Source organism: Rhodococcus sp. ACS1, from assembly GCF_002300155.1.
In the GTDB taxonomy this organism is placed as follows: domain Bacteria; phylum Actinomycetota; class Actinomycetes; order Mycobacteriales; family Mycobacteriaceae; genus Rhodococcus_F; species Rhodococcus_F koreensis.
The window spans coordinates 217,751-238,583 of the sequence record NZ_NSDZ01000011.1 but is presented as its reverse complement, the minus strand read 5'-3'; the positions used below and the strand labels follow the sequence as shown (position 1 = coordinate 238,583).

The 20,833-nt window shown below is 67.3% G+C and carries 21 protein-coding genes and 1 pseudogene; 10 read left to right on the top strand and 12 right to left on the bottom strand.

Annotated features, from left to right (window positions below; genetic code table 11):
- Nucleotides 1-10: 10 nt before the first annotated feature.
- Nucleotides 11-1,525: a DUF4185 domain-containing protein gene (locus CJ179_RS42525; RefSeq protein ID WP_072942762.1), complete on the bottom strand. Its 1,515-nt coding sequence runs from the start codon at nucleotides 1,523-1,525 to the stop codon at nucleotides 11-13.
- A gap of 224 nt (nucleotides 1,526-1,749) precedes the next feature.
- Here CJ179_RS42525 and CJ179_RS54280 point away from each other — a divergent pair, with 224 nt between their 5' ends.
- On the top strand, nucleotides 1,750-2,163 hold the full coding sequence (locus CJ179_RS54280) for a hypothetical protein (protein ID WP_072942699.1): 414 nt from the start codon (nucleotides 1,750-1,752) through the stop codon (nucleotides 2,161-2,163).
- Entirely contained in the window at nucleotides 2,160-2,570 is a 411-nt protein-coding gene (locus CJ179_RS42515; protein ID WP_072942698.1) for a PaaI family thioesterase, read from the top strand. The genes CJ179_RS54280 and CJ179_RS42515 overlap by 4 nt, the downstream gene beginning before the upstream one ends.
- Before the next feature lie 8 nt (nucleotides 2,571-2,578).
- On the opposite strand, the gene CJ179_RS42510 is transcribed toward CJ179_RS42515, so the two are convergent.
- Together CJ179_RS42510 and CJ179_RS42505 are read right to left on the bottom strand one after the other, a co-directional pair.
- Entirely contained in the window at nucleotides 2,579-3,877 is a 1,299-nt protein-coding gene (locus tag CJ179_RS42510) for an MFS transporter (RefSeq protein WP_072942696.1), read from the bottom strand.
- Nucleotides 3,878-3,887: 10 nt separating this feature from the next.
- Entirely contained in the window at nucleotides 3,888-4,829 is a 942-nt protein-coding gene (locus CJ179_RS42505) for an NAD-dependent epimerase/dehydratase family protein (RefSeq protein ID WP_072942694.1), read from the bottom strand.
- A gap of 143 nt (nucleotides 4,830-4,972) precedes the next feature.
- Here CJ179_RS42505 and CJ179_RS42500 point away from each other — a divergent pair, with 143 nt between their 5' ends.
- From CJ179_RS42500 to CJ179_RS42490, 3 genes are all read left to right on the top strand, one after another.
- Nucleotides 4,973-5,668 (top strand): TetR/AcrR family transcriptional regulator, encoded by a 696-nt coding sequence (locus tag CJ179_RS42500; protein WP_072942692.1) that lies wholly within the window; start codon nucleotides 4,973-4,975, stop codon nucleotides 5,666-5,668.
- 67 nt (nucleotides 5,669-5,735) lie between these two features.
- Nucleotides 5,736-6,341, top strand: a complete 606-nt coding sequence (locus tag CJ179_RS42495; protein WP_095865449.1) for a YqgE/AlgH family protein — start codon at nucleotides 5,736-5,738, stop codon at nucleotides 6,339-6,341.
- An 87-nt stretch (nucleotides 6,342-6,428) separates the two neighbouring features.
- Nucleotides 6,429-6,605 (top strand): hypothetical protein, encoded by a 177-nt coding sequence (locus tag CJ179_RS42490; RefSeq protein WP_174705501.1) that lies wholly within the window; start codon nucleotides 6,429-6,431, stop codon nucleotides 6,603-6,605.
- On the opposite strand, the gene CJ179_RS42485 is transcribed toward CJ179_RS42490, so the two are convergent.
- Nucleotides 6,593-7,369 (bottom strand): Mut7-C RNAse domain-containing protein, encoded by a 777-nt coding sequence (locus CJ179_RS42485; RefSeq protein ID WP_095865448.1) that lies wholly within the window; start codon nucleotides 7,367-7,369, stop codon nucleotides 6,593-6,595. The two genes, CJ179_RS42490 and CJ179_RS42485, sit on opposite strands and share 13 nt — an antisense overlap.
- 15 nt (nucleotides 7,370-7,384) lie before the next feature.
- Nucleotides 7,385-8,689 (bottom strand): MFS transporter, encoded by a 1,305-nt coding sequence (locus CJ179_RS42480; protein ID WP_095865447.1) that lies wholly within the window; start codon nucleotides 8,687-8,689, stop codon nucleotides 7,385-7,387.
- A gap of 68 nt (nucleotides 8,690-8,757) precedes the next feature.
- On the opposite strand from CJ179_RS42480, the gene CJ179_RS42475 reads away from it, so the two are divergent.
- On the top strand, nucleotides 8,758-9,435 hold the full coding sequence (locus tag CJ179_RS42475) for a FadR/GntR family transcriptional regulator (protein ID WP_072942684.1): 678 nt from the start codon (nucleotides 8,758-8,760) through the stop codon (nucleotides 9,433-9,435).
- A gap of 32 nt (nucleotides 9,436-9,467) precedes the next feature.
- On the opposite strand, the gene CJ179_RS42470 is transcribed toward CJ179_RS42475, so the two are convergent.
- A complete protein-coding gene (locus CJ179_RS42470; RefSeq protein WP_095865446.1) occupies nucleotides 9,468-10,439 on the bottom strand; it encodes a DUF1648 domain-containing protein in 972 nt (323 codons plus the stop codon).
- 22 nt (nucleotides 10,440-10,461) lie between these two features.
- Nucleotides 10,462-10,863 carry an SdpI family protein gene (locus CJ179_RS42465; protein ID WP_072942681.1) on the bottom strand — a complete coding sequence of 134 codons (402 nt, stop codon included), beginning with the start codon at nucleotides 10,861-10,863 and terminating at the stop codon, nucleotides 10,462-10,464.
- Between the two features lie 115 nt (nucleotides 10,864-10,978).
- Between CJ179_RS42465 and leuS the strand changes: the two genes are divergently transcribed.
- Nucleotides 10,979-13,843, top strand: coding sequence for a leucine--tRNA ligase (gene leuS, locus CJ179_RS42460; protein WP_095865445.1), 2,865 nt, complete (start codon nucleotides 10,979-10,981; stop codon nucleotides 13,841-13,843).
- A 114-nt stretch (nucleotides 13,844-13,957) separates the two neighbouring features.
- On the opposite strand, the gene CJ179_RS42455 is transcribed toward leuS, so the two are convergent.
- On the bottom strand, nucleotides 13,958-14,692 hold the full coding sequence (locus CJ179_RS42455; RefSeq protein ID WP_095865444.1) for a haloacid dehalogenase type II: 735 nt from the start codon (nucleotides 14,690-14,692) through the stop codon (nucleotides 13,958-13,960).
- Between the two features lie 132 nt (nucleotides 14,693-14,824).
- On the opposite strand from CJ179_RS42455, the gene CJ179_RS42450 reads away from it, so the two are divergent.
- Complete coding sequence (locus CJ179_RS42450; RefSeq protein ID WP_095865443.1) at nucleotides 14,825-15,463, top strand: GntR family transcriptional regulator; 639 nt, start codon at nucleotides 14,825-14,827, stop codon at nucleotides 15,461-15,463.
- Nucleotides 15,464-15,706: 243 nt separating this feature from the next.
- Here the strand turns inward: CJ179_RS42450 and CJ179_RS42445 are convergent, their stop codons facing one another.
- Complete coding sequence (locus CJ179_RS42445) at nucleotides 15,707-16,135, bottom strand: hypothetical protein (RefSeq protein ID WP_095865442.1); 429 nt, start codon at nucleotides 16,133-16,135, stop codon at nucleotides 15,707-15,709.
- Nucleotides 16,136-16,391: 256 nt separating this feature from the next.
- Between CJ179_RS42445 and CJ179_RS42440 the strand changes: the two are divergent.
- Nucleotides 16,392-16,619 (top strand): annotated as a pseudogene (locus CJ179_RS42440) (type II toxin-antitoxin system RelE/ParE family toxin); the annotation flags it as partial.
- A 5-nt stretch (nucleotides 16,620-16,624) separates the two neighbouring features.
- Nucleotides 16,625-16,930, top strand: a complete 306-nt coding sequence (locus CJ179_RS42435; protein WP_095865681.1) for a helix-turn-helix transcriptional regulator — start codon at nucleotides 16,625-16,627, stop codon at nucleotides 16,928-16,930.
- A 206-nt stretch (nucleotides 16,931-17,136) separates the two neighbouring features.
- On the opposite strand, the gene CJ179_RS42430 is transcribed toward CJ179_RS42435, so the two are convergent.
- The 3 genes from CJ179_RS42430 to CJ179_RS42420 all read right to left on the bottom strand — a co-directional run bounded on the left by CJ179_RS42430 (nucleotide 17,137) and on the right by CJ179_RS42420 (nucleotide 20,452).
- Complete coding sequence (locus CJ179_RS42430) at nucleotides 17,137-18,369, bottom strand: MFS transporter (protein WP_095865441.1); 1,233 nt, start codon at nucleotides 18,367-18,369, stop codon at nucleotides 17,137-17,139.
- A 71-nt stretch (nucleotides 18,370-18,440) separates the two neighbouring features.
- Entirely contained in the window at nucleotides 18,441-18,863 is a 423-nt protein-coding gene (locus CJ179_RS42425) for a cupin domain-containing protein (protein ID WP_095865680.1), read from the bottom strand.
- Between the two features lie 104 nt (nucleotides 18,864-18,967).
- Nucleotides 18,968-20,452: an APC family permease gene (locus CJ179_RS42420; RefSeq protein WP_095865440.1), complete on the bottom strand. Its 1,485-nt coding sequence runs from the start codon at nucleotides 20,450-20,452 to the stop codon at nucleotides 18,968-18,970.
- Between the last annotated feature and the right edge of the window lie 381 nt (nucleotides 20,453-20,833).

Sequence of the window (20,833 nt, the reverse complement as noted above, 5' to 3'; positions counted from 1 at the left end):
TAAGAAGTACTCACGGGTGCAGGGACGCATGCATCAGGTAGACGTTGTAGCTGTCCCACTCCGAGATCGTGAAATACAGATCCTCGCCCGTCGACCACGGGTGGATGAAGCCGCCGTACGCCTTCGGATAGTCGGCCGTGTCGACGAGCGTCGCCGCGTCCGACCATGCACCCTGCGGGCTCGACGACTGCCGGAGGATGATCGAACCGCCGACGGGTTCGAGGTAGCTCATCTGCCACGTGTCCGCGGCCGCGTCGTAGCGCACCGACAACTCGCTGGCCACCCCACCGACGATGGGGGTCGCGAGGCGCTGGGACACGGGTGTCCACGTGCCGTCCGACCAGTACTGGTACGACGTGGTGTTGAGTACCTGGTCGACGGGTACCCGGGCCAGGCCGATGGTGCCGATCCGCCCGTTGGGGGTGCCGAACATGTACACGTAGTCGCCGTGCGGCACCATCGCGGACACCTGGAACCGGGCACCGAAGATGTTGTCCCACTTGGCGTGCTGGTCCTTGATCCAGGTCTGCCCGTTGTCGTCGGAGTAGGCGATGCCGCCGTAGTTCGTGTACCACATGCCGGGGACCATGCTCCAGCGCTTCACCGACATGTAGCTGAGGTACTGACGGTCACCGATCGCGAACCCCGACGTGGGGATGGTGGTCGTCTCGAAGTTGTTGATGTGCCTGCTGTCGATGATCTCGGCGGCGTGGCACCGGCTGTCCTGGACCATGCTGTCGATGGTCATGCCGTCGGACAGGTCGGTGTCGGTGCTGTGGCCGAGAACGTTGCTCCGCCAGTCCTCGCCGAAGGCGCCGGGCGGGGTCCAGTCCTTGCCGAACGTGTCACCGAACGCGACCGCCACCTCGCCGGGCCTCGTCTCCCACGTGATGCCGAGGTCGGTGCCGTCCACCTGCCAGCGCTTGTCCGTCCGGTTCTCCGAACCCTGTCCGGTCAGCTGCGACACCAGCCGGACGTCGCCGACGGCCGGCTTCGCCATCGCGGCGGTGAGGGAACCACGTACGGCCGGGTTGATCTCGACCGGCGGCGCCGGCTGCGGTTCGGGTCCCGGACCGCCGGGAACGGGAATGGGAATGGTCTCGGGCCGCGGATCGATCGAGATCTTCGGGATGGTCAGCGCACTCGAGCCCGACGACCCCGATGACCCTGCCGAACCCGAAGAACCCGGGCCGGTTTCCGGTTCGTCGACGTCGTCGGTGAGGTCGGGGCACGGGTCCGCGCACGGATCGGCGGGTAGGTCCTGGGCGACGCGGGTCTGGTCGACGCGCGGTCCGGGAACGGGGACGGGCACGAAGTCGGGGTACGGGATCGGGATGCTCACGGTCGGCGGGATCGGGGGCAGCAGTGGCCCGCCCGGGCTCGGCGGCTCCTTCGCCGGGTTGAATCCGGTCTCGCCGCAGGCGTTCACCGGGAGCCACGGCAGGGTCTCGGCCGACGCGGGTGCGGCGGTGAAACCGATCGTCGCGGCGACGGCGGCGGCCACGCACAGGGGCACTCCGGGCACAGACCAGGACTTGTCGACCACGGGACCCCTCCACATCGGTGGTCGGAGTGATGGTGGACCGACCTGCACGCGCGGGGTCGAAGATAACACCGGGGGACGGCATCCGCGGCGCACGCGCCCGGCCCGCCCGGTTGCGGTCCGGTCACAGTGCGGTTTCACCGTCGCAGCGGAATTCGCGGATATTCGGTGGAACCGGATGCGGTCCCGCTGCGTCCAACCTTCATATGGATCCTCTCGAGTACTCGTTCGGAACCGGTGCCGACGCCCCGGTGGCGTGGACGTCGCCCGCCGACCTCGACCTCGGACCGTCGGGCGGCGTCGACGCGGTGCGCCTGGACTTCGACGGCGACGGACTTCTCGACGACGCGATGTGGGATTCGGACGGCGACGGGGTGGCCGATCGTTCGGTGCTCGACTACGACGCCGAGGACGAGTCCCGCTACTTCACCGATCCTTCCGGCGACGGGACGTGGAACGCCGAGATTCCGCGCGAGCCACCGGTGATCGCGGCGGTGCACACGTGGCGCCCCGATCCGGTGGTCGGCACGGCCGGGACCATTGACGCCGGCGCCCAAGCCGGGCAAGGTGGGTTGGGATTTCAAACTTACCGAGGGTTCGACGAGGAGAACACACGATGACCGATCTGACCCGCGAGGCGGCGAGCGCCTTCGTCGTCGCAGCCGGACTGGAACTCGACGAAGTGTCGGGAACGAAGGTGGTCGGCCACATCGACCTGTCCGCCGACCATCACACACCGTGGGGAGTAGTGCACGGCGGCGTCTACACGACGGCGGTCGAATCGGCCGCGAGCATCGGCGCGAGCACGGCCGTCGCCGATCGCGGTCAGTTCGCGGTGGGCGTGCACAACGGCACCGACTTCCTCCGGGCCCGCACCGAGGGGCGGGTCGACGTGGTCGCGGTGCCCATCCAGCAGGGCCGCGTGCAGCAGTTGTGGTCGGTGGTGATCACGGCGTCCGACACCGGCAAGGAGGTGGCTCGCGGTCAGGTCCGCCTGCAGAACGTGCCGATGCCGGGGTCGGAATAGCCCGGTTCTCAGGCAGGTTCGCGCCGGGTGTTGAACAGCACGCCGACCAGTCCGAGGCCGTAGAACGCCCCACCCGCCAGCACCAGTGCGAGTGATCGGCCGTCGGGGGCGATCACGAGGGACGCCGCGGCGATCGACCCGATGAACGCGACGTTGAACACGGTGTCCTGAAGCGCGAACACCTGTCCCCTGCGGTCGTCCTCGATCTCGATCTGCATCGCCGCGTCGCCGCTGAGTTTGATGGACTGCCCGGCGAATCCAAGCAGCAGCGCGCCGCACAGCAGCGACGCCTGCGTGAGGGTCGCGACGAACGTGCACTGCACGACGAGCGCGAGGATCAGGCCGCCGACGATGGTGCGGGACCGTCCGATGCGCGGAATGAGGAACGGTGTCGAGATCGCTGCCAGCAGCATGCCCGTGGCGGTGGCGCCGAGCGCGACACCGAAACCGGCGAGGCCGCCTGGCAGGGCGCTGACGGTGGCGGTGTCGCGCAACACCAGAACCATGATCAACGTGTTGACGCCGAACACGATCCGGTGCGTGCCGATCCCGATCATGGCGGTCGTGACGCCCGGCGAATGCCACACGGCGAGCGCCCCGTTGCGCAGTCCGGCGGCGACGGCGCGGACCGCCCCGTATTCGGGTTTCTCGTCGGCGTGCGGACCGAGAAGTCGATGGTGGAAGCGCGACGCTGCGAACGCGGCCACCGCGGAACCGCAGGCGGCGGCCGCCACGGCGATTCCGGAGCCGCGGTCACCGGCGCCCACGAACGAGATGATGGCGACGGACGTCGCGGCCCCCAGCGCGGCGACGACGGAACCGGTGGTGGCGAGCACCGAATTGGTGGCCACGAGCCAGGAACGGTGCACCACGCGCGGCAGCGCCGCCGAGACTCCCGCGAGAACGAACCGGCTCACACCGATGGCGGAGAGGGCGAGCACGAGGAGCGCGGATTCGCTGGTCCCGGTCTCCAGCAGCGCGGCGGTCACCAGAATCAGCAGTCCGCGCAGCACATTCGCCCACAGCAGCACGCTGCGGCGGTCCCAGCGGTCCAGGAGTGCGCCCGCGTACGGTCCGATCACCGAGTACGGCAGCAGCAGCACCGCGAAGCCGGCGGCGATCGCGACGGGATCCGTCTCCCGCTCGGGGTTGAACAGAATCGCGCCACCGAGTGCGGCCTGGAACATGCCGTCGCCGAGTTGGCTGGCGAATCGCACGGTGGCGAGACGGGCCAGTCCGGGCGACCGCCGGAGCGTGTACGCCGTTCTGCGCCACGCCTCGCGCCGGTCCCCGAGCTGTTTCGCCATTCACAGGACCCTATCCGGCGGCCGCGACCGACCTGTCCTGCCACCACCGGACGGTCTCCTCGGCAGCTCGGCCGAGTGGCGTCGGGGCCAGTCCGAGGCGGGCCTCGCTCTCGGACGAGTCCATCACGAACGGCTCCTCGAACTGATACAGCATCTCCGCGAGTTCGCGGGTCCCCTGGTGGACGAGCCCGCCGCCGCGGATCACCCAGCCGGGCAGGGTGCCCACCTTCGGGGCGGGAACCCCGGCGGCCTTCGCGTAGGCCTCGACCATCTGCCGCTGGGTGACGGCCGGCGCGGTCGGTGCGTGCAGCACCGAGTTCCACAGCGCCGGGTCGTGGGCCGCGGCGATCATCGCGGCCGCGAAGTCGTGGATGTACGTGAACGAGTGGGGCAGGTCGGCGGAACCGAGGACGCGCATCGTCTTGCCCGCGAGGACGACGGGCACCATGCGCTCGCCGGCGTGCGCGTTCAGCACCCGCGGTCCGAAGAAGTCGGACGCGACGACGCTGACGGTGGGCGTCGAGGACTCGGCGCGGGCCTTCAGCAACCGGGTCCGGATGCCGCGCTTACCGGAGTCGGCCGACCGCGGCGTGTGTTCGGTCATCGGCTGCCGAGACGCGTCGTAGGAGTAGAGGCTCTCGGGGAAGACGACGACCGCGCCGACGCGTCCGGCGGCCTCGAGGACCGTCTGCTCGGCGGCGGGGAGTTCGCGCTCCCAGGCGTCGGCGTTGTAGGCGGCGTGGATGCAGTGGTAGACGGCGGTCGCTCCGTCGAATGCCTCCTGCAGCGCGGCGGCGTCGGAGACGTCGACCTTCCGCCGCTCGATCAGGGGATGGTCCGGGCCGCTGCCCGAGCGGGTGAGGACCCGCACCCGTCGGCCCTGTTCGGCGAGCTGCCGGGCGACGGTCCAGCCGACGGGTCCTGCTCCGGTGACGATCTCGAGGTTCGACATTTCTGCTCCCGCTGAGTGAGTCGATTTCGGTGATTCGAGAGCACTGCTCTCTGTTATTCGAGAATGCTCCCTCCGGTCCGCAATGTCAAGAGCAGTGCTCTCGTTTGTTGACACTGCTCTCTGAAATTGCGACGCTGGACCCCATGCCAGGAACACCACGCGAGCGCGCCCGCGAGCAGACGTTGCAGGACATCACGAGGATCGGTCGCGAACAGTTGGCCTCGGTCGGGGGTGCGGCCCTGTCGCTGCGGGCCGTCGCGAGGGACCTCGGCGTGGTGTCGTCCGCCGTGTACCGGTACGTCAAGAGCCGCGACGAACTGCTGACGCTGCTCGTCGTCGACGGATACAACGAACTCGGCGACGCCGTGGAGGCCGCAGTGGCGTCCGCGGCCGGACCGCGGGAGCAGTTCCTGGCGCTCGGACGTGCGGTGCGGGAGTGGGCGCTGCGCGAGCCCGCGCGCTACGGATTGCTGTTCGGCAGCCCGGTTCCCGGTTACGACGCGCCCGGGGAGCAGACGACGACTCCGGGAACGCGGGTGATCTACGCGCTCGTCGGGATCTTCGACAACGCGTTCCGGGCGGGCAAGCTCGAGGCGGACGCGGCGGCGCCCATCGACGACCGGCTCGCCACCGACCTCGACCGCGTTCGCGCCGAACTCGGCCTCACCACACCCGATCATCTGCTCGCCCGCGGCGTGCTGGTGTGGTCGGCACTGTTCGGGGCCGTGAACTTCGAGGTGTTCGGGCAGTACGGCGCCGACACGTTCACCACACCGGGCGCACTGTTCGAGCACCACCTCGCCGTACTTGCCGAGACGGCGGGGCTGCCCGCGGCGTAAAGCGGCGAACCGGACGCAGGTCGCGTCCTCCGTCACATCGCGTTCGCCGCGGTGGGATGATGTTCAGGTGGCGCACGCAGAAGAACCCGAAGATCGAACGGCGTCGACGGAACCGGTGGTCCGGCCCGGCAGCCTGTTGGTCTCGTCCACAGATCTCGTCGAACCCGCATTCCGTCGCACCGTGATCTATGTGATCGAGCACAACGAGGCCGGAAGCCTCGGTGTGGTCATCAACCGTCCCAGCGAAACCGCCGTCCACGACGTGCTGCCACAGTGGGCGCCGCTCACCGCGCGCCCGTCCGCGCTGTACGTCGGCGGTCCCGTCAAACGTGACGCCGCACTGTGCCTGGCGACGCTGCGCACCGGCGCGCAGGCCGACGGCGTCCCCGGTCTGCGCCGGGTCCACGGCCGCGTGGTGATGGTCGATCTCGACTCCGACCCCGAGGTCGTCGCCCCGCTGGTGGAGGGTGTCCGGATCTTCGCCGGCTACTCGGGCTGGACATACGGTCAGCTCGACTCGGAACTTCAGCGCGACGACTGGATCGTCATCTCGGCGCTCGCGTCGGACGTCGTCGCCCCCGCCCGGGTCGACGTGTGGGCGCAGGTGCTGCGCAGGCAGCCGCTCCCCCTCGCCCTCCTCGCCACCCACCCGATCGACGTCGAGCGGAACTAGCCGACACACCCCGCGCACGTCCCTGGGCTGTCGGGGACGGGTGGTATCAACAGAGGTGGGGAACGAGAAGTGAGGAGGACAGCACACGTGATCGACACCTGTCACGGAACATTGATCGTGCACACGCTCTACGGAGCCGAATGCACCGACGAGTCGTGCGTCGAGTTGTCCGAGGTCCGGCACGCACTGATCATCGACTGTGACGAATTCGGTGACTGCGGGTGCTCGGCGGAGTTCGCCGAGCAGTTGCGTCACGCCTCCTGAGAATCCACCTCGAGCGTCACCCCGACCTCCGACAATCGCCGGCTCAGCTTCGGGAGATGGCTGCCCGGCCAGTACAGCTGCGCACAGTCCCGGCACCGGCTGAACTGGTGTTCGTTGCGCGCGACCCCCGGCGGCGCCTCGGCGAGCGCGTCGTCGCGGGGAATCGGCGCGAGTAACCCGTTGCATCGCGCGCACCGCGTGAACGGCGTGATCCGCGACCGAAGGTCGAAGCGGTCCAACACTTCCCGCAGCTGCCGGCGTGGGTCCGTTTCGTGCAGGAACGCCCCGTGGGTGACCGCCGACCTCTTGAGCAGTCCCGTGTCCCGGGTCAGGACGACGCGGTGCTCGGCGAGGGAGATGTCCACCAGTTCCGTGTCGTCGAAGTCGTTGCGGTAGCGGGTGTCGAAGCCGAGCAGGCGGAGGTAGCGGGCGAGGCGGCCGAGGTGCACGTCGAGCACGAATGTCGGGTCCCGCAACGGTCGCGGGCGCAGTTGCGTCACCCCGGTCAGGTCGAAACGCTCGAACACGGGATACACCGCGACGCGTTCGCCGCCGCGCAGGAGATACGCGAAATCGACGGACACTTCGTCGACGAGGATCAGATCCACCTCGGTGTGCGGGACGCCCAGCGCCTCGATGCGGTCCTTCACCGACGGTGTGCCGTCGAATCGGTGCTCGAAGGTGCGCTTGCGCTGCACCGGCGGCAGAAAGTCGTTCAGCTCCTCGTAGAAGCGGAACTCGCAGTGGCGAAGCGGTTCGGGCATCGGCGTTTCACGTCCTCAGGCCACAGTACTGGCCGCCTCGGCCCGGTCCCCACCCTTCGTGCGGACGCCCAGCACGGCGACGACGCCGCACAGGACGGCGCCGATGATCGCGAGTTCGAGGACGGCCACGTGCATGCCCTGGACGGTGATGGCGATGCCCGCGCAGATGGACGGCACCGCGAGACCGACGTAGCCGACGGTGAAGAACGCGGCGAGTGTGCCGCCCTGGGCGTCGGGGGCGTGCTCGGCGGCCGCGGCGCCCACCGCGCGCATCGCACCGGCGAACGAGAGTCCGTGTCCCACACCGACGACGACCGTCACGGCGCACAGAAGGGCGAGGGACGGCGCGAAGTCGACGACGAGCAGACCGACCATGCCGACGCCGACGGCGCCGATGCCCAGCGTTCGGCAGAGCACGGTTCCGAGTCGGTTGGCGACGAGTTGCGCCGACACCGAGCACACCATGACCAGTGCGGCGGCACCGCCGGCGACCACCAGGTTGCTCACGTCGAGCAGGTCGATGATCCACGTCGGGACCACCGACTGGAACAGGCCGACGGCGCCCCACGCCAGCGCCACTCCGAGGGAGGACAGCCAGAACACCCGGCGGAGCGGTGCGGGGACGTGCGGCACCTGGAACAACTGGGTGGGGCGTGACTGTCCGCCGGTGGGTGCGGGGAGCAGCAGCACCAGGATCAGCGCGGGCAGGAGCGCCAGCGTGAACAGCACGTACGGCAAGACCAGGGCGTGCGGAAGGTACTGCGCGACGGCGCCGCCGAAGAGCGGGCCGAGCGCCGCACCGAGGGCGGTGGTGAGGGTGGCGGCGAGACCGGCGCGGCGCAGGTTCCGGGCGGGTTCGTGCTCGATCAGGGCGGCGGAACCGGCGGCCGAGCACGCGCCGACGGCGATCCCCTGGGAGATCCGGCCGAGGAACAGCCAGACGGTCGAATCGGCGAAGGCGAGGAGCACGGCGCCCAGCACGCTGAAGAAGATCGCGGCCAGCAACACGAAGCGGCGTCCGAGCGCGTCCGACAGCGGGCCGAAGAACAGCAGCGAGGGAAGCAGACCGGCGACGTAGACGGCGAAGATCAGCGTCTGGACCAGCGGGGTGAAACCGAATTCGTGGCGGTACAGCGAGTACAGCGCCGTGGGCATGTTGGAGCCGAGGAGCAGGACGACGAGGAGATAGTTCAGACCGTGGAAGTGGCGGCTGGTGGTGCGGGCGGTGGCGGTCGGGAGGGTGTCTGCGCGAGCGGTTGACGTGGACGTGTGGGGTCGCCTCCTCGGGCTGTCCGAATACGTGAAGCTGTCCAAATACATGGGACGTCCTACGTAGTTTAGACGGGCCGGTCGGGACGAGCGAGCCGGCGAGGTGTGAGGATGAGTACATGACGGTGGTTCGGCGCGAGTCCGCGTATCAGCAGTCCCTGGACTGGATGCGCGGCAGGATCGCCGAGGGCGACTGGAAGGTGGGCGAGCGCATCCCCACCGAACCCGAGCTGATGACGCTGCTCGGGGTCGGGCGCAACACCGTGCGCGAGGCCATCAAGACCCTGACGTCCACGGGCATCCTCGAGATCCGGCGGGGATCGGGGACGTTCGTGCGGGCACGCACCGACATCGGCGGGCTGCTCGGGCGGCAGGTCGCGGTCGCCGAGATGCTCAACGTCTTCGAGGTCCGGCGGGCCCTCGAGACGGAGGCCGTCCGGCTGGCGTGCGGGCGGCGCACCGACGACGACCTGCGGTCGCTGTCCGCGCTACTCGACGAACGGCAGCGCACCGCCGACGAGGCATCCCGATTCGCGGACGCCGACCTCGCGTTCCACCTCGGGGTCGTGGAGGCCGCGCACAATCCGGTGCTGTCCGACCTGTTCGCCGGGATCCTCGAACCCACCCGCGCCACCTACGACTTCACCGAGGGCGTCCACCCGCCGTCGCTGACCACCGACGACCACCACGCCGTCGTCGACGCGATCGCCGCCCGCGACGAGGACGCCGCCGTCCGCGCCGCCCTCGGCTACCTCGACCGCGTGCTCGACGCGGTGCACCAGGCCTCCCGCCCGTGAGCGGTTAGCGAGTCCCTGCACTCTTTGCGCACTCACAGGCGGCGGAGCCGCCTGTCGGCGAACGCGTTGAGTGCGCCGGCCATCTCCTCGGCCCGCGCGCTGGTGACGGTCAGGCGGTCGCCGCACGCGGTCGTGACGATCACGGCGGGGCCGGTCCTCGTCACGACGCCGTAGTTGCGCCTGCCCTTCACCTTGAGTCCCCAGCCGCCGAAGTCGTCGAACGGTGCGATGACGTCGACGCGGGCGCCCTCGATCTCCTCGATCCCGTACTGCAGCGCGGTCATGCCCATGTTCACCACCCGGATGCCGGTCCGGTCGACGATCACCCGGAATCGGAGCAGGCTCACGATCAGCAGCCCCACCGGAACGAACACGGCGAGCGGCCACCACGCGTCGACGAGCAGGCAGACCGCGAGAGCAGGCACGACACCGAGCAGCAGGAGCAGCACCAGCGAGCCGACGGTGCCGAACCCGACCGTGTCCGCGACGGTCGCAGGGTCGTCGGCGCGCGGCAACCGTGGGTCGGGAGTACCGGTCGCGGCAACCCGGGGCCGGTAGTCGCGGAGCAGGGCGGCGCCGATCAGGCCGACGACGGCGCCGATCACGACACCGAGGCCGAGCGACCACAGCGGGAGTTCGGTGTCCGCGGGGTCGGTGACATCGAGTTGGACGTAGAGCAGCAGCACCTGCACCGTGAGGATCAGGCCGACCACGGACAGCCCGACGACGAGCATCGTGCGGCGCATCATCAGCATTGCCTGGGCGAGGGCGGCGATCGCGGCGCATCCGCCGCCGAACAAGACCGTCACCAGGGCGAACGTCCAGGCGCTGGACATCGGGGTGGAGAAGCCGTCCGGCGAGGTGGTGGTCCAGTGCGTCGCGATCTGCGGCGGGAGCCGCGGTTCCCAGACCTTCGTGAGGATCACCCCGGACAGCGCGGCGATCACCGGGAGCAGTAGACCGAAGACTGCGCCTGCGGGGTCGACGACGCGCGAGGAGTTCACCGGACGGGCCGTCGCCTGCCGGTCAGGACGGCTGGCAGGCGCCCTTCAGGGAGCACGCGCCGCAGGAACTGCCGCATCCGCCGGTGTCGGCGGCGGGCACCGACGCGGCGGCACGGGCACCGAGCGATCCGCCCGTCGCCGCGGTGAGCGCGGCGGCCACGACGCTGACGAGGACGGCGCCGATTCCGAAGACTCCGCCGATCAGGATTCCGGCGATTCCGCCGATGACGAGGAGCCCGGCCGCGGCGAGCAGAGTGGGCCCCGCGACCTTGTTGGCCAGCGCAAACGTCTGATCGTCCCGCATCGTCTCGGGGGTGCGGACACCCGCCCACCGGTTGCGCGGGAGGCGCTCGGCGAGGCCTGCAACGGCGACACCGGAGACGGCGACGGCGAGCACGAACAGCACGACGGAGGCAATCAACACGTGACCAGGATACGGCGGACCCGGATGCGCAGGTGAGCCCGGGTGGGGTGAGGCTCTACCCTGGTTGTCGGTATCCCCCTGATCCAGAATGTCAGCCAAGTAGATAGCGACCACAGTGACCGAGCACGTGCAGCCCGCCAACCCGTCCGACGCGACCCCGCAGCACCGCTACACCGCGGAGCTCGCCGGCCAGATCGAGCAGCGCTGGCAGGACCGGTGGAGCGAGGAGGGCACGTTCGACGCGCCCAACCCGGTCGGCCCCCTCGCCGGCGACGTGCCCGCGGACAAGTTGTTCGTGCAGGACATGTTCCCGTACCCGTCGGGGACGGGTCTGCACGTGGGCCACCCGCTCGGCTACATCGCCACCGACGTGTTCGCCCGCTATCACCGCATGCAGGGCCACAACGTGCTGCACACCCTCGGCTACGACGCGTTCGGTCTGCCTGCCGAGCAGTACGCGGTGCAGACGGGCACGCACCCGCGGACCACCACCGAGGCCAACATCGGCAACATGAAGCGCCAGCTGCGCCGCCTCGGGCTCGGCCACGACGAGCGCCGCACATTCGCGACCACCGACGTCGACTTCTACCACTGGACGCAGTGGATCTTCCTGCAGATCCACGACGCGTGGTTCGACAAGGAGGCCGGCAAGGCCCGCCGCATCTCCGAGCTCGGGGCCGAGTTCGTGTCGGGGGCGCGCGCCCTGGAAGACGGACGGGACTGGGCGTCGCTGTCCGTGACCGAGAAGGAAGCGGTCCTCGACTCCTACCGCCTCGTGTACCACTCCGATTCGATGGTCAACTGGTGCCCGGGGCTGGGCACGGTGCTGGCCAACGAGGAGGTCACCGCCGACGGTCGCAGCGACCGCGGCAACTTCCCCGTGTTCCGTAAGCACCTGCAGCAGTGGATGATGCGCATCACCGCGTACTCCGACCGTCTGGTGGACGACCTGGACTACCTGGACTGGCCGGAGAAGGTCAAGACCATGCAGCGCAACTGGATCGGGCGCTCGCACGGTGCGCAGGTGCGGTTCCAGGCAGTGGTCGAGCGAAGCGAGGGTGAATCCTCTGCTCACGACATCGAGGTGTTTACGACACGGCCGGACACGCTGTTCGGTGCGACGTACGTGACGCTGGCGCCGGAGCACGAACTGGTCGACGAGATCGTCGCGGCCGCGTGGCCCGAGGGTGTGGATTCGCGGTGGACCGGCGGTGCCGCAACGCCCGCTGAAGCGGTTGCGGCGTACCGGAAGTCGATTGCGGCCAAGTCGGACCTGGAGCGGCAGGAATACAAGGAGAAGACGGGCGTCTTCCTCGGCACGTACGCGCTGAACCCCGTCAACGGGCACAAGTTGCCGGTGTTCATCGCCGACTACGTCCTCACCGGGTACGGCACGGGCGCCATCATGGCCGTGCCGGGCCACGACCACCGCGACTACGAGTTCGCCACCGAGTTCGGTCTCGACATCGTCGAGGTGATCTCCGGCGGCGACCTCTCCAAGGACGCGTACACCGGCGACGGCACGATCGTGAACTCCGACTTCCTGAACGGCATGTCCGTCGCCGACGCGAAGAAGGCCATCACCGAGCGGCTCGAGGCGGACGGCACCGGCAAGGGCACCATCCAGTACAAGTTGCGCGACTGGCTGTTCGCGCGGCAGCGGTACTGGGGCGAGCCGTTCCCGATCGTGTACGACGCCGAAGGCAACGCCCACGCCCTTCCGGAATCGGCTCTGCCCGTGGAGCTCCCGGAGGTCGAGGACTACGCACCCGTGTCGTTCGATCCCGACGACGCGTCCTCGGAGCCCTCTCCCCCGCTGGCGAAGGCCGTCGACTGGGTCAACGTCGAACTCGACCTCGGCGACGGACTGCAGACGTACCGCCGCGACACCAACGTGATGCCGCAGTGGGCGGGCAGCTCGTGGTACCAGCTGCGCTACATCGATCCCACCAACCCGGACGTGTTCTGCGACAAGGAGAACGAGCGGTACTGGACGGGTCCGCGTCCGGAGATCCACGGGCCGAACGACCCCGGCGGCGTCGACCTGTACGTCGGTGGTGTCGAGCACGCGGTGCTGCACCTGCTGTACTCGCGGTTCTGGCACAAGGTGCTGTTCGACCTCGGGTACGTCAGCTCGAGCGAGCCGTACCGCCGCCTGTACAACCAGGGCTACATCCAGGCCTACGCGTACACCGATGCGCGCGGCGTGTACGTGCCCGCCGACGAGGTGGAGGAGAAGGACGGCAAGTTCTTCCACCAGGGCGCCGAGGTCAACCGCGAGTACGGAAAGATGGGCAAGAGCCTCAAGAACTCCGTGTCGCCGGACGACATCTGCGAGGAGTACGGCGCCGACACGCTCCGCGTGTACGAGATGTCGATGGGTCCGCTGGACACGTCCCGTCCGTGGGCGACCAAGGACGTCGTCGGTGCGCAGCGCTTCCTGCAGCGCGCCTGGCGTGTGGTGGTCGACGAGGAGTCCGGCGCCGTGCGCGTCACCGACGACGCCCCGACCGAGGACACGCTGCGCGCGCTGAACAAGGCGATCGCCGGGGTCAGCGAGGACTACACCGCACTGCGCGACAACACGGCCGCGGCCAAGCTGATCGAGTACACCAACCACCTCACCAAGGCGTACCCGACCGGTGCCCCCCGCTCGGCGGTGGAACCGCTGGTGCTCATGCTCGCACCGCTGGCCCCGCACCTCGCGGAGGAGCTGTGGTCGCGGCTCGGCCACGAGAAGTCGCTGGCGCACGGACCCTTCCCGGTCGCCGAGGAGAAGTGGCTCGTCGAAGACACCGTCGAGTACCCGATCCAGGTCAACGGCAAGGTCCGCAGCCGCGTGACCGTCGCCGCCGACGCGCCGCGTGGGGAGATCGAGAAGATCGCGCTCGCCGACGACAAGATCGTCGCACTGCTCGACGGTAAGGATCCGCGCAAGGTCATCGTCGTGCCCGGGAAGATGGTCAACATCGTCCTCTGACGCGTACCGCGGTCCCGCGTACCGCACAGCCGGAAGCCCATCGCCGTCACGGAAGGTCGTGACGGCGATGGGCTTCGGTCGCTGACGGTTGGCCGCGTGGGGCCCCGCGGTGAGTCATTCGTTCCGCCCGGCCTCCTTCGCGGCGCGTGCGGCGGCAGCGAATTCCGCCATGGTGGGGAATTCGAGGGCGTAGGTGTACTCGTCGGCGGGTTCGGGGGTGGCGCCCCAGCCGGGGCGGTCGTGGCGGCGGTTGATCCACACCGAGGGCAGACCGTGGCGCTTGGCGGGCACGTGATCGTGAAAGAGGCTCTGCGCCACATGCAGAAGACGCTCGCGGCGAACTCCGAGTTCTTCGAGCGCGCCGTCGAGAGCCTCGAAGTGGTTCGGCGCAGGCTTGTAGGCCTTGACGTCCTCGGCGGTGATGATCTTGTCGAACTCGACTCCCAGGCGTGCGTTGCTGCCGGTGAAGCCCGCACGGTGGACGTTGGACAGGATGATCAGTTTGTAGTCCTTCGCCAGGGAGGCAAGCGCTTCGGCGGAGTCGGGAAACGCCGGCCAGTCGGGGACCGATGCGCCGAGCCTGGCTGCCCATTCGTCGCCGACGTCCTTGCCGAGCGTCTCCCCCGTGCGGCGGAAGGCGTCGGCGAGGATCGCCGAGTACAGCGCGTCGGGGGTGTCGCGTTCGGCCCGGGCCTCGTTGTCCGCGTACGCGAGGAGCAGTTCCTCGTCGGTCAACGCAAGTCCGACTTCCTTCGCCCAGGGCGCGAGAACCGCGGCGATGCCGGCTTCCCAGTCGATCAGGGTGCCGTAGCAGTCGAAGCTCAAGGCGTCGTAGTCGGCCAGATTCATGGTGGTTCTCCTTGCGGTGTCGTCGCAGTGTCCTGATCAGGCGGTAACTCGGTATTACTGTTATACAGTACAACAGGGAGGGCGGGAGTGGTAGGCGGTATAGCAGATATACTGCGCCCGGAGGAGGACGGTATGAGTCCAGTGCTGCAAACCCAGACCACCCGCGACGCGCTGGTGGCGGAGATCCGTGCCCAGATCCTCGGGGGTGCCCTCGCGCCCGGTACTCCGTTGACCGAGACAGGTCTGGCGGCCATGTTCGACGTCGCTCGCCCCACGGTGCGGTCGGCGCTGCAGGTGCTGACGAGCCGTCACCTCGCCCAGCAGTCCCAGGGTCGGTCGCTGATCGTTCCGGTTCTCGATCACGAGGACGTCCGCGATCTGTACTTCGTGCGGATTCCACTCGAACTCGAAGGCGTCCGGGTCATCGTCGAGAACGGCATCCCGCTCGGTGAGGCCGAGCGGTATCTCGAGGAGATGGAGCAGATGCCGGCCGACGCCAGTTGGGCGGACCGAGTCGAAGTCCACTCGGCGTTCCACATCGCCATCATCGACGCGGTCGGCAGCAATCGACTGAGCCGAATCTATTCGACACTGCAAGACGAAATGCAGTTGTGCCTGGCGCAGATCCAGAAGTCGTACCCGAATCCCCGAGATCTCGCGACGGAGCACCGAAAACTCCTGGGCGAGTTACGATCCGCCGACCTCGATCGTGCGCAGGGTGAGATGCGCAGACACCTCGAGCGGGCGGTGGAGAACTACGAGAGCACCTGATCGCGTCCCGTTGGCGTGACGGCGATTCCGTAGGTCCGGATGGCGCGGTAGAGAGTGGTGCGGATGATCTCAGCTGCTTCGCGGCGGCCTTCTTGCTTCCGCCGGCGTCCTCGAGCGCCTTGACGATGGTGTCGCGCAAACGGTGGGACACCACCCCAGCGCCATCGCGCCGGCATGAAACCGATCAGCTCGCCATCTGGTGACCCCTGAGCACCATGCAGTCTGGTCTATGTAGCCGCTATCTCACGGGGCATTCCATGTGCCCGCGCCGGGCAGTGCCGTGACGGCAACGCCGGAACGGCCGTCGACCGTCATGGCGGCTACCAGGGTTCCCGAGCCGGTTACGACGGGTGTCGGCTTGACCGCCGGGACCATGGTTCCTCCCACTCCGGTCGACATGTTGCGCCAGTGCACGGTGCAGGAGCAGTAGCCGACGAACTCGGTGATACCCCGCCGCTCCGGGTCGGTGCGCACCGTCACCTGCGTGTAAACGAGGCTGGGGAATCCCGTGGGCAGCGTGGTGATCCCGACGACCGGCACCGGAAGGGCGGCGTCGGCGGGCGCTGCGGTCGCGACCGGTGCGGCCCCGAGGATGAGAGCACCCAGTCCGACCAGGACAGTGGTGATCGACGTCCGGCGTCCGGGTCGGGCGTTCGAGGTACGGCGTCGCATCGGATCTTTTCCTCCCGTGAGGACTCTCATTCGGTTCGCTCGCGGCCACGATCGGCGGTGCGGTCGTTGGGGTCACCGATGCCGTCGTCACGCTCTCGTCATTCGTTACCTTCGACCTGGCCGGACCCCGGGGCTCCGCGCACCGCTGCCGGGAACCCGCACTCCGCCGGCCGTCGATCCCCAGTTATCACTCTAAAGTGATATCATCTAGGTGTGATATTCTCGCGCGGTGGGGAAGTGGACCGCAGAGGTGGGGCTGGTCGACACGGTGAAGGCGTCCCGTCACAAGAACATGAAGGAACTGCGGCCGGGGTCGAGTGGTCGCTCGGAGCTGCGGGTGCTCTTCGCGTTCGATCCCGAACGAAAGGCGATCCTGCTGGTTGCCGGCAACAAGGCCGGACAATGGAAGTCCTGGTACAAGGTCAACATCCCGATCGCCGATGACCGCTTCACAGCCCATCTAGACGAGTTGGAAGGTAGGTGAACACGATGGCAAAGAGTCTCGAGCAGATGCTCGCCGAGCGTCCTGTCGATCGCGGCGCAGTCGAGGCACACAAGTCCCGCATGATCGAGCAGGTGCGCGCACACCGACTTCAGGAGTTGCGCGAATCGGTGGCGATGACGCAGAAGCAGCTGGCCGAGCGGCTCGGAGTCGGGCAGAACCGCGTGTCCAACATCGAGCATGGCGACCTCGAGCGGGTGCAGATCGACACGTTGCGCCGGTATGTCGAGGCCGTCGGCGGAGCCCTACGCGTCGAAGTCGAACTCGGCGACGAGCGCTTCCAGATCGCGTAAGACCGACACTCCACGGGGCAGCCGGTGGGGTGGGCCCGGTCCGGAAAGCTCAATCGCCCGTTACGGGCATCGGCGCGCCCGGTAACAATCCCGACGTGGTGCCTGAGGGTGGCGTCCGGCGCGAAGAGCCGACCTCGGTGCTGGATTCGTCAACCCATTCATTGGTGCGTTGGTATCGGCACGAGCGCTGGCCTTGCCGCTGCAGTTCACACCTTGCGTCCGACGTGCGCGACCGTGTGTGCCAGGTCTTCCCGGCGCGTGCGCTCCTGTGATGGTCGCACCGCTGGCGAGAGAAACGCTGCGATGGTCAACAAAGCCAGGACGACGATCATGGCGGAGCGCAACCCGTTGTGCTCACCCAGGAACCCGAGAAGCGGCGGGCCGACCAGGAACGCGAAGTACCCAACAGTCGATACAGCGCTGACCCGGGCCGCGGAGGCATGGGCAGAGTCGCCGGCGGACGAGATGGCAACGGGAAACCCCAGCGAAGCACCCAGACCCCACAACATCGCGAAAGAACCTGCGAGAATAGCGTTATCGGAGAAGATCACGACTGAGAGCCCCACAGCTCCGAGGGCGGCACTCGCACAGATCACCACTACACGCCCGAAACGGTCCACGAAGTACCCACCGCCGAGCCGGCCGATCGTCATCGCCGCCGCGAACCCTGCGTAGATGAGAGAACCTGCTGTGGCGCCGAATCCATGACCGTCGACCATGAGAAGCGGGAGCCAGTCGTTGGCTGCACCTTCGGCCAGCGCCATCGCAAGCGTGATCACCCCGATCAGGATCAGACGTGAGTCCTTCCAGGCCACCCAAGGTGAGGGGCGTCGGCTATTGACGGTGGAGGTACCCCGCTCGCAAAGCTGTCCGGTTCCCACCGGGACGTGTCGCATTCCCCACCATGCGATCGGAATCGACACAGCGCCGACGATCAACAGGTGAGAATCCACGGGAAATGACGTTGCTGTCAAGGCAATGCCGACGAGGGACCCAACAAGGGACCCAAGACTGAAACACCCATGCACGGTCGGCAATACCGACCTTCCGATGCTTCGCTCGACCTCTGCACCCTCGACGTTCACCGCAACGTCTGCCGACCCCATCCCCAGCCCGAACAGGAACAACCCGCCGGAGACGACGGAAGGGGCGGACCACTCCGTGCCGATGGCCATCGTGAGGAGACCGGATATGACGATTGCTGTGCCCGCGCCGATGACCGGCCTCGTCCCGAATCTCCGAACCAACGCACCCGATGACAGGATCCCGGCCATCGAACCGATCGACAGTCCCGACAGAACGAGACCCATTTGCCCAGTGGATAATCCGAGTTGGTCGCGGATGGTAGGTGTTCGAACCACCCACGATGCCAGTCCCAGTCCGGGGACGAAATAGACAACGAACAATGCTAGGCGGCGCAACCGTAGTTCGGCGTTCATGGATGGCCTCTCGGCAGCGTGAACTGCAGTACGCAGTTTCTCGTGGAGCGTTGAAGGTCTTTCGTCGGCGTTCAGCTGCCGTCGGTTTCGATATCCCAGTGTGTTCCGGGTGGCGCTTCGATTCCCGTGGGATTGGGGCCTTGGACGGTGAGCATCCTCGCGTACCGAGGAGCCCAATACCTGCCGATCTGCCCGGCGACGACCTGTACGGAATCACCCTTCCGGGCGATCACGGTGCTGCCCCCGGTCTCCACGTGGAGCTCTCCGTCGAGGACATAGTTGGTTTCATCTTGTGGATGAACGTCCTCCCAGCCCGCTTTCGTGAGCTCCCACTCCGCGAGCAAGATGCCCGACCAACCTCTCGGATCCGGCGGTATGATCCACCGGCCGCGCTGGCCCGGGTACTCCTGCGCGAGATCCTCGTGCCGCCACAGCCGAGGGGGCTGTGCATCGGCTCGGACGTAGTCCACGTGCTCGCTGGACTCGGCAACCATGCTGATCTCCTTTTTCACAATAGGAATGTGGATCGAACGGCCGTGGTCGTGGAGCCGACACCGTGTCCGGCTCCACGACCGCTCGATCTCGTGCTGCGGTTCGACTACCTGGGATCGTCTTCGAGGTCGAGGTCCTGGCGTCCGATCCGGCGATAAACCTCGGGGTGACGGATCTTGTATCGCAGCGCCACGACCACGCCGACCACGATGATGAGCACCAGCAGGGCGTCAGCAACGTAGCCGCCGGTCTTACTGCCGACCATCGTGTCCATGTGCTTCACGGCTAGTGCCATCGTGGCTGCGATGCCGATGAAGGCCAGTACCGGGGAAATCCAGGACTTCCAGATTCCGACGTGACCGGGGTTGCGTCGGAAGAAGATGATCACCGACAGGCTCGTCCCCAGGAGGAGGGGAAGTACGCAAATGGTTCCGAATCCGGCCAGCGCCCCGTATGCGGCAACCACGTCGCTGCTCAAGGTCACTACGAGAAGGTAGATGACGAGGCAGATGGCCGCGGTCGTGAGAACTGCAATGTACGGGGAACCCAGTCGCGGATGGACCCGTGCCAACCGCGGAGACAGCACGCGATCGCGCCCGAGGGTGTAGAAGTAACGTGCTGCGGCGCTCTGGGTGGAGTTGATCGCCGCAACGATGCTGGTCACCAGCAACACGGAGACCATGGTGGAGAAGAAGCCGCCCATGTAGTTCTGGACACTGTCGAAGAATGATCCGACGGGGTTGTTTCTCGCGTCGTCGTGAGCGTTCGAAGGTCCCACCGCGATGATGTAGGCCCAGATTCCGGTGCCGTAGAAGACGGACATGAAGGTGATGGCCGCGTACGTTGCCCTCGGTACAGTCTTCTCCGGATTCCGGGTCTCCTCACGGAACACCGCGGTGGATTCGAGTCCGATCAGCGACGCCAAGGAGAACAAGATCGCAAGACCGACGCTGCCGGACGTGAAGGTGTTCCAGGTGAACGATGAGGCCGAATAGCCTTCGGAGCCTCCTTTGACGAACACCACCGCCTGCCAGATGGCCACGACCGTGGTTTCGATGACAACGATCGTTCCGAGCACTCTCATCGAGAGGTCGATGCGGAGAATATTCAGCACGGTCACGATTCCGAGAACGATCAAGCCCCAGTACTGCCACGGAATCGGCGAACTTCCGAACAATTGATCCATCAGGTTGACCGTGATCAGACCCATGTAGGGATAGCCACCGACAGTGATGGTGATGTAGGCAATCAGTGCGAGAAAGGCGCCGGCCAAGCCGGCAGGCTTGCCCATTCCTTCGGCGATGTAGCAGTAGAAGGCGCCGGGACTCTTCATATGCTTGCTCATGGCGATACAGCCGACTTCGAACAGAAGCAACAAGACTCCGGCCACGATGGAGGCGAGTGGTGCACCGATACCGTTGCCGAAGGCGATTACCAGCTGTTGATAGCCCGCCATGATCCCGAGTGGCGCGCTGAATGCGACGAAGATGAGTGTCAGAGCCGGGGCGCCTAGCCTACGCGGCAACCGATCGGGCCTCGATTGGGTCACATGGGATACTTCGTCAGTGTTGACTGGTGGGGACGTTGTCATCTGAGGATACCCTCCATAGTGACCGGAACATCTGATGGTTCGTACATTCGCTGAGCCTCACTTTGTGCGTGTCGAGTCGATGGTCTTCATGAAGTCCGGGTGCCGTCACCGTCGGGATGGCATCCGATCCACGATGCGACTCGTCTGTTTCAGCTTGTGGTCACAAGCGAGAACGTGAAGATTGCGGTACACCGCGTCGAACGGGCCGAGCAAGGCAAGGTCATCATCGGACGTAGGACTTGATCGCAACATCCGCAGACGTATCGCGGGTCGGCTCATGGCGATCGAGCAGGCTCACTGCGCAGCGCATCGGTAGGCGTGGGGAGCGTCCGCCGGAAGTGCCTGGTCGGATTCTCGATGACATTGCAATCCTCCGCGGAT

Coding starts and splice junctions, on each gene's coding strand:
- CJ179_RS42500 (WP_072942692.1), top strand. CDS start 4,973: ATGCCAGGAACACCACGCGAGCGCGCCCGCGAGCAGACGTTGCAGGAC.
- CJ179_RS42425 (WP_095865680.1), bottom strand. CDS start 18,863: ATGGTTGCCGAGTCCAGCGAGCACGTGGACTACGTCCGAGCCGATGCA.
- CJ179_RS42455 (WP_095865444.1), bottom strand. CDS start 14,692: ATGAATCTGGCCGACTACGACGCCTTGAGCTTCGACTGCTACGGCACC.
- CJ179_RS42485 (WP_095865448.1), bottom strand. CDS start 7,369: ATGCCCGAACCGCTTCGCCACTGCGAGTTCCGCTTCTACGAGGAGCTG.
- CJ179_RS42420 (WP_095865440.1), bottom strand. CDS start 20,452: ATGACAACGTCCCCACCAGTCAACACTGACGAAGTATCCCATGTGACC.
- CJ179_RS42450 (WP_095865443.1), top strand. CDS start 14,825: ATGAGTCCAGTGCTGCAAACCCAGACCACCCGCGACGCGCTGGTGGCG.
- CJ179_RS42515 (WP_072942698.1), top strand. CDS start 2,160: ATGACCGATCTGACCCGCGAGGCGGCGAGCGCCTTCGTCGTCGCAGCC.
- CJ179_RS42435 (WP_095865681.1), top strand. CDS start 16,625: ATGGCAAAGAGTCTCGAGCAGATGCTCGCCGAGCGTCCTGTCGATCGC.
- CJ179_RS42475 (WP_072942684.1), top strand. CDS start 8,758: ATGACGGTGGTTCGGCGCGAGTCCGCGTATCAGCAGTCCCTGGACTGG.
- CJ179_RS42510 (WP_072942696.1), bottom strand. CDS start 3,877: ATGGCGAAACAGCTCGGGGACCGGCGCGAGGCGTGGCGCAGAACGGCG.
- CJ179_RS42505 (WP_072942694.1), bottom strand. CDS start 4,829: ATGTCGAACCTCGAGATCGTCACCGGAGCAGGACCCGTCGGCTGGACC.
- CJ179_RS42430 (WP_095865441.1), bottom strand. CDS start 18,369: ATGAACGCCGAACTACGGTTGCGCCGCCTAGCATTGTTCGTTGTCTAT.
- CJ179_RS42445 (WP_095865442.1), bottom strand. CDS start 16,135: ATGCGACGCCGTACCTCGAACGCCCGACCCGGACGCCGGACGTCGATC.
- CJ179_RS42480 (WP_095865447.1), bottom strand. CDS start 8,689: ATGTATTTGGACAGCTTCACGTATTCGGACAGCCCGAGGAGGCGACCC.
- CJ179_RS54280 (WP_072942699.1), top strand. CDS start 1,750: ATGGATCCTCTCGAGTACTCGTTCGGAACCGGTGCCGACGCCCCGGTG.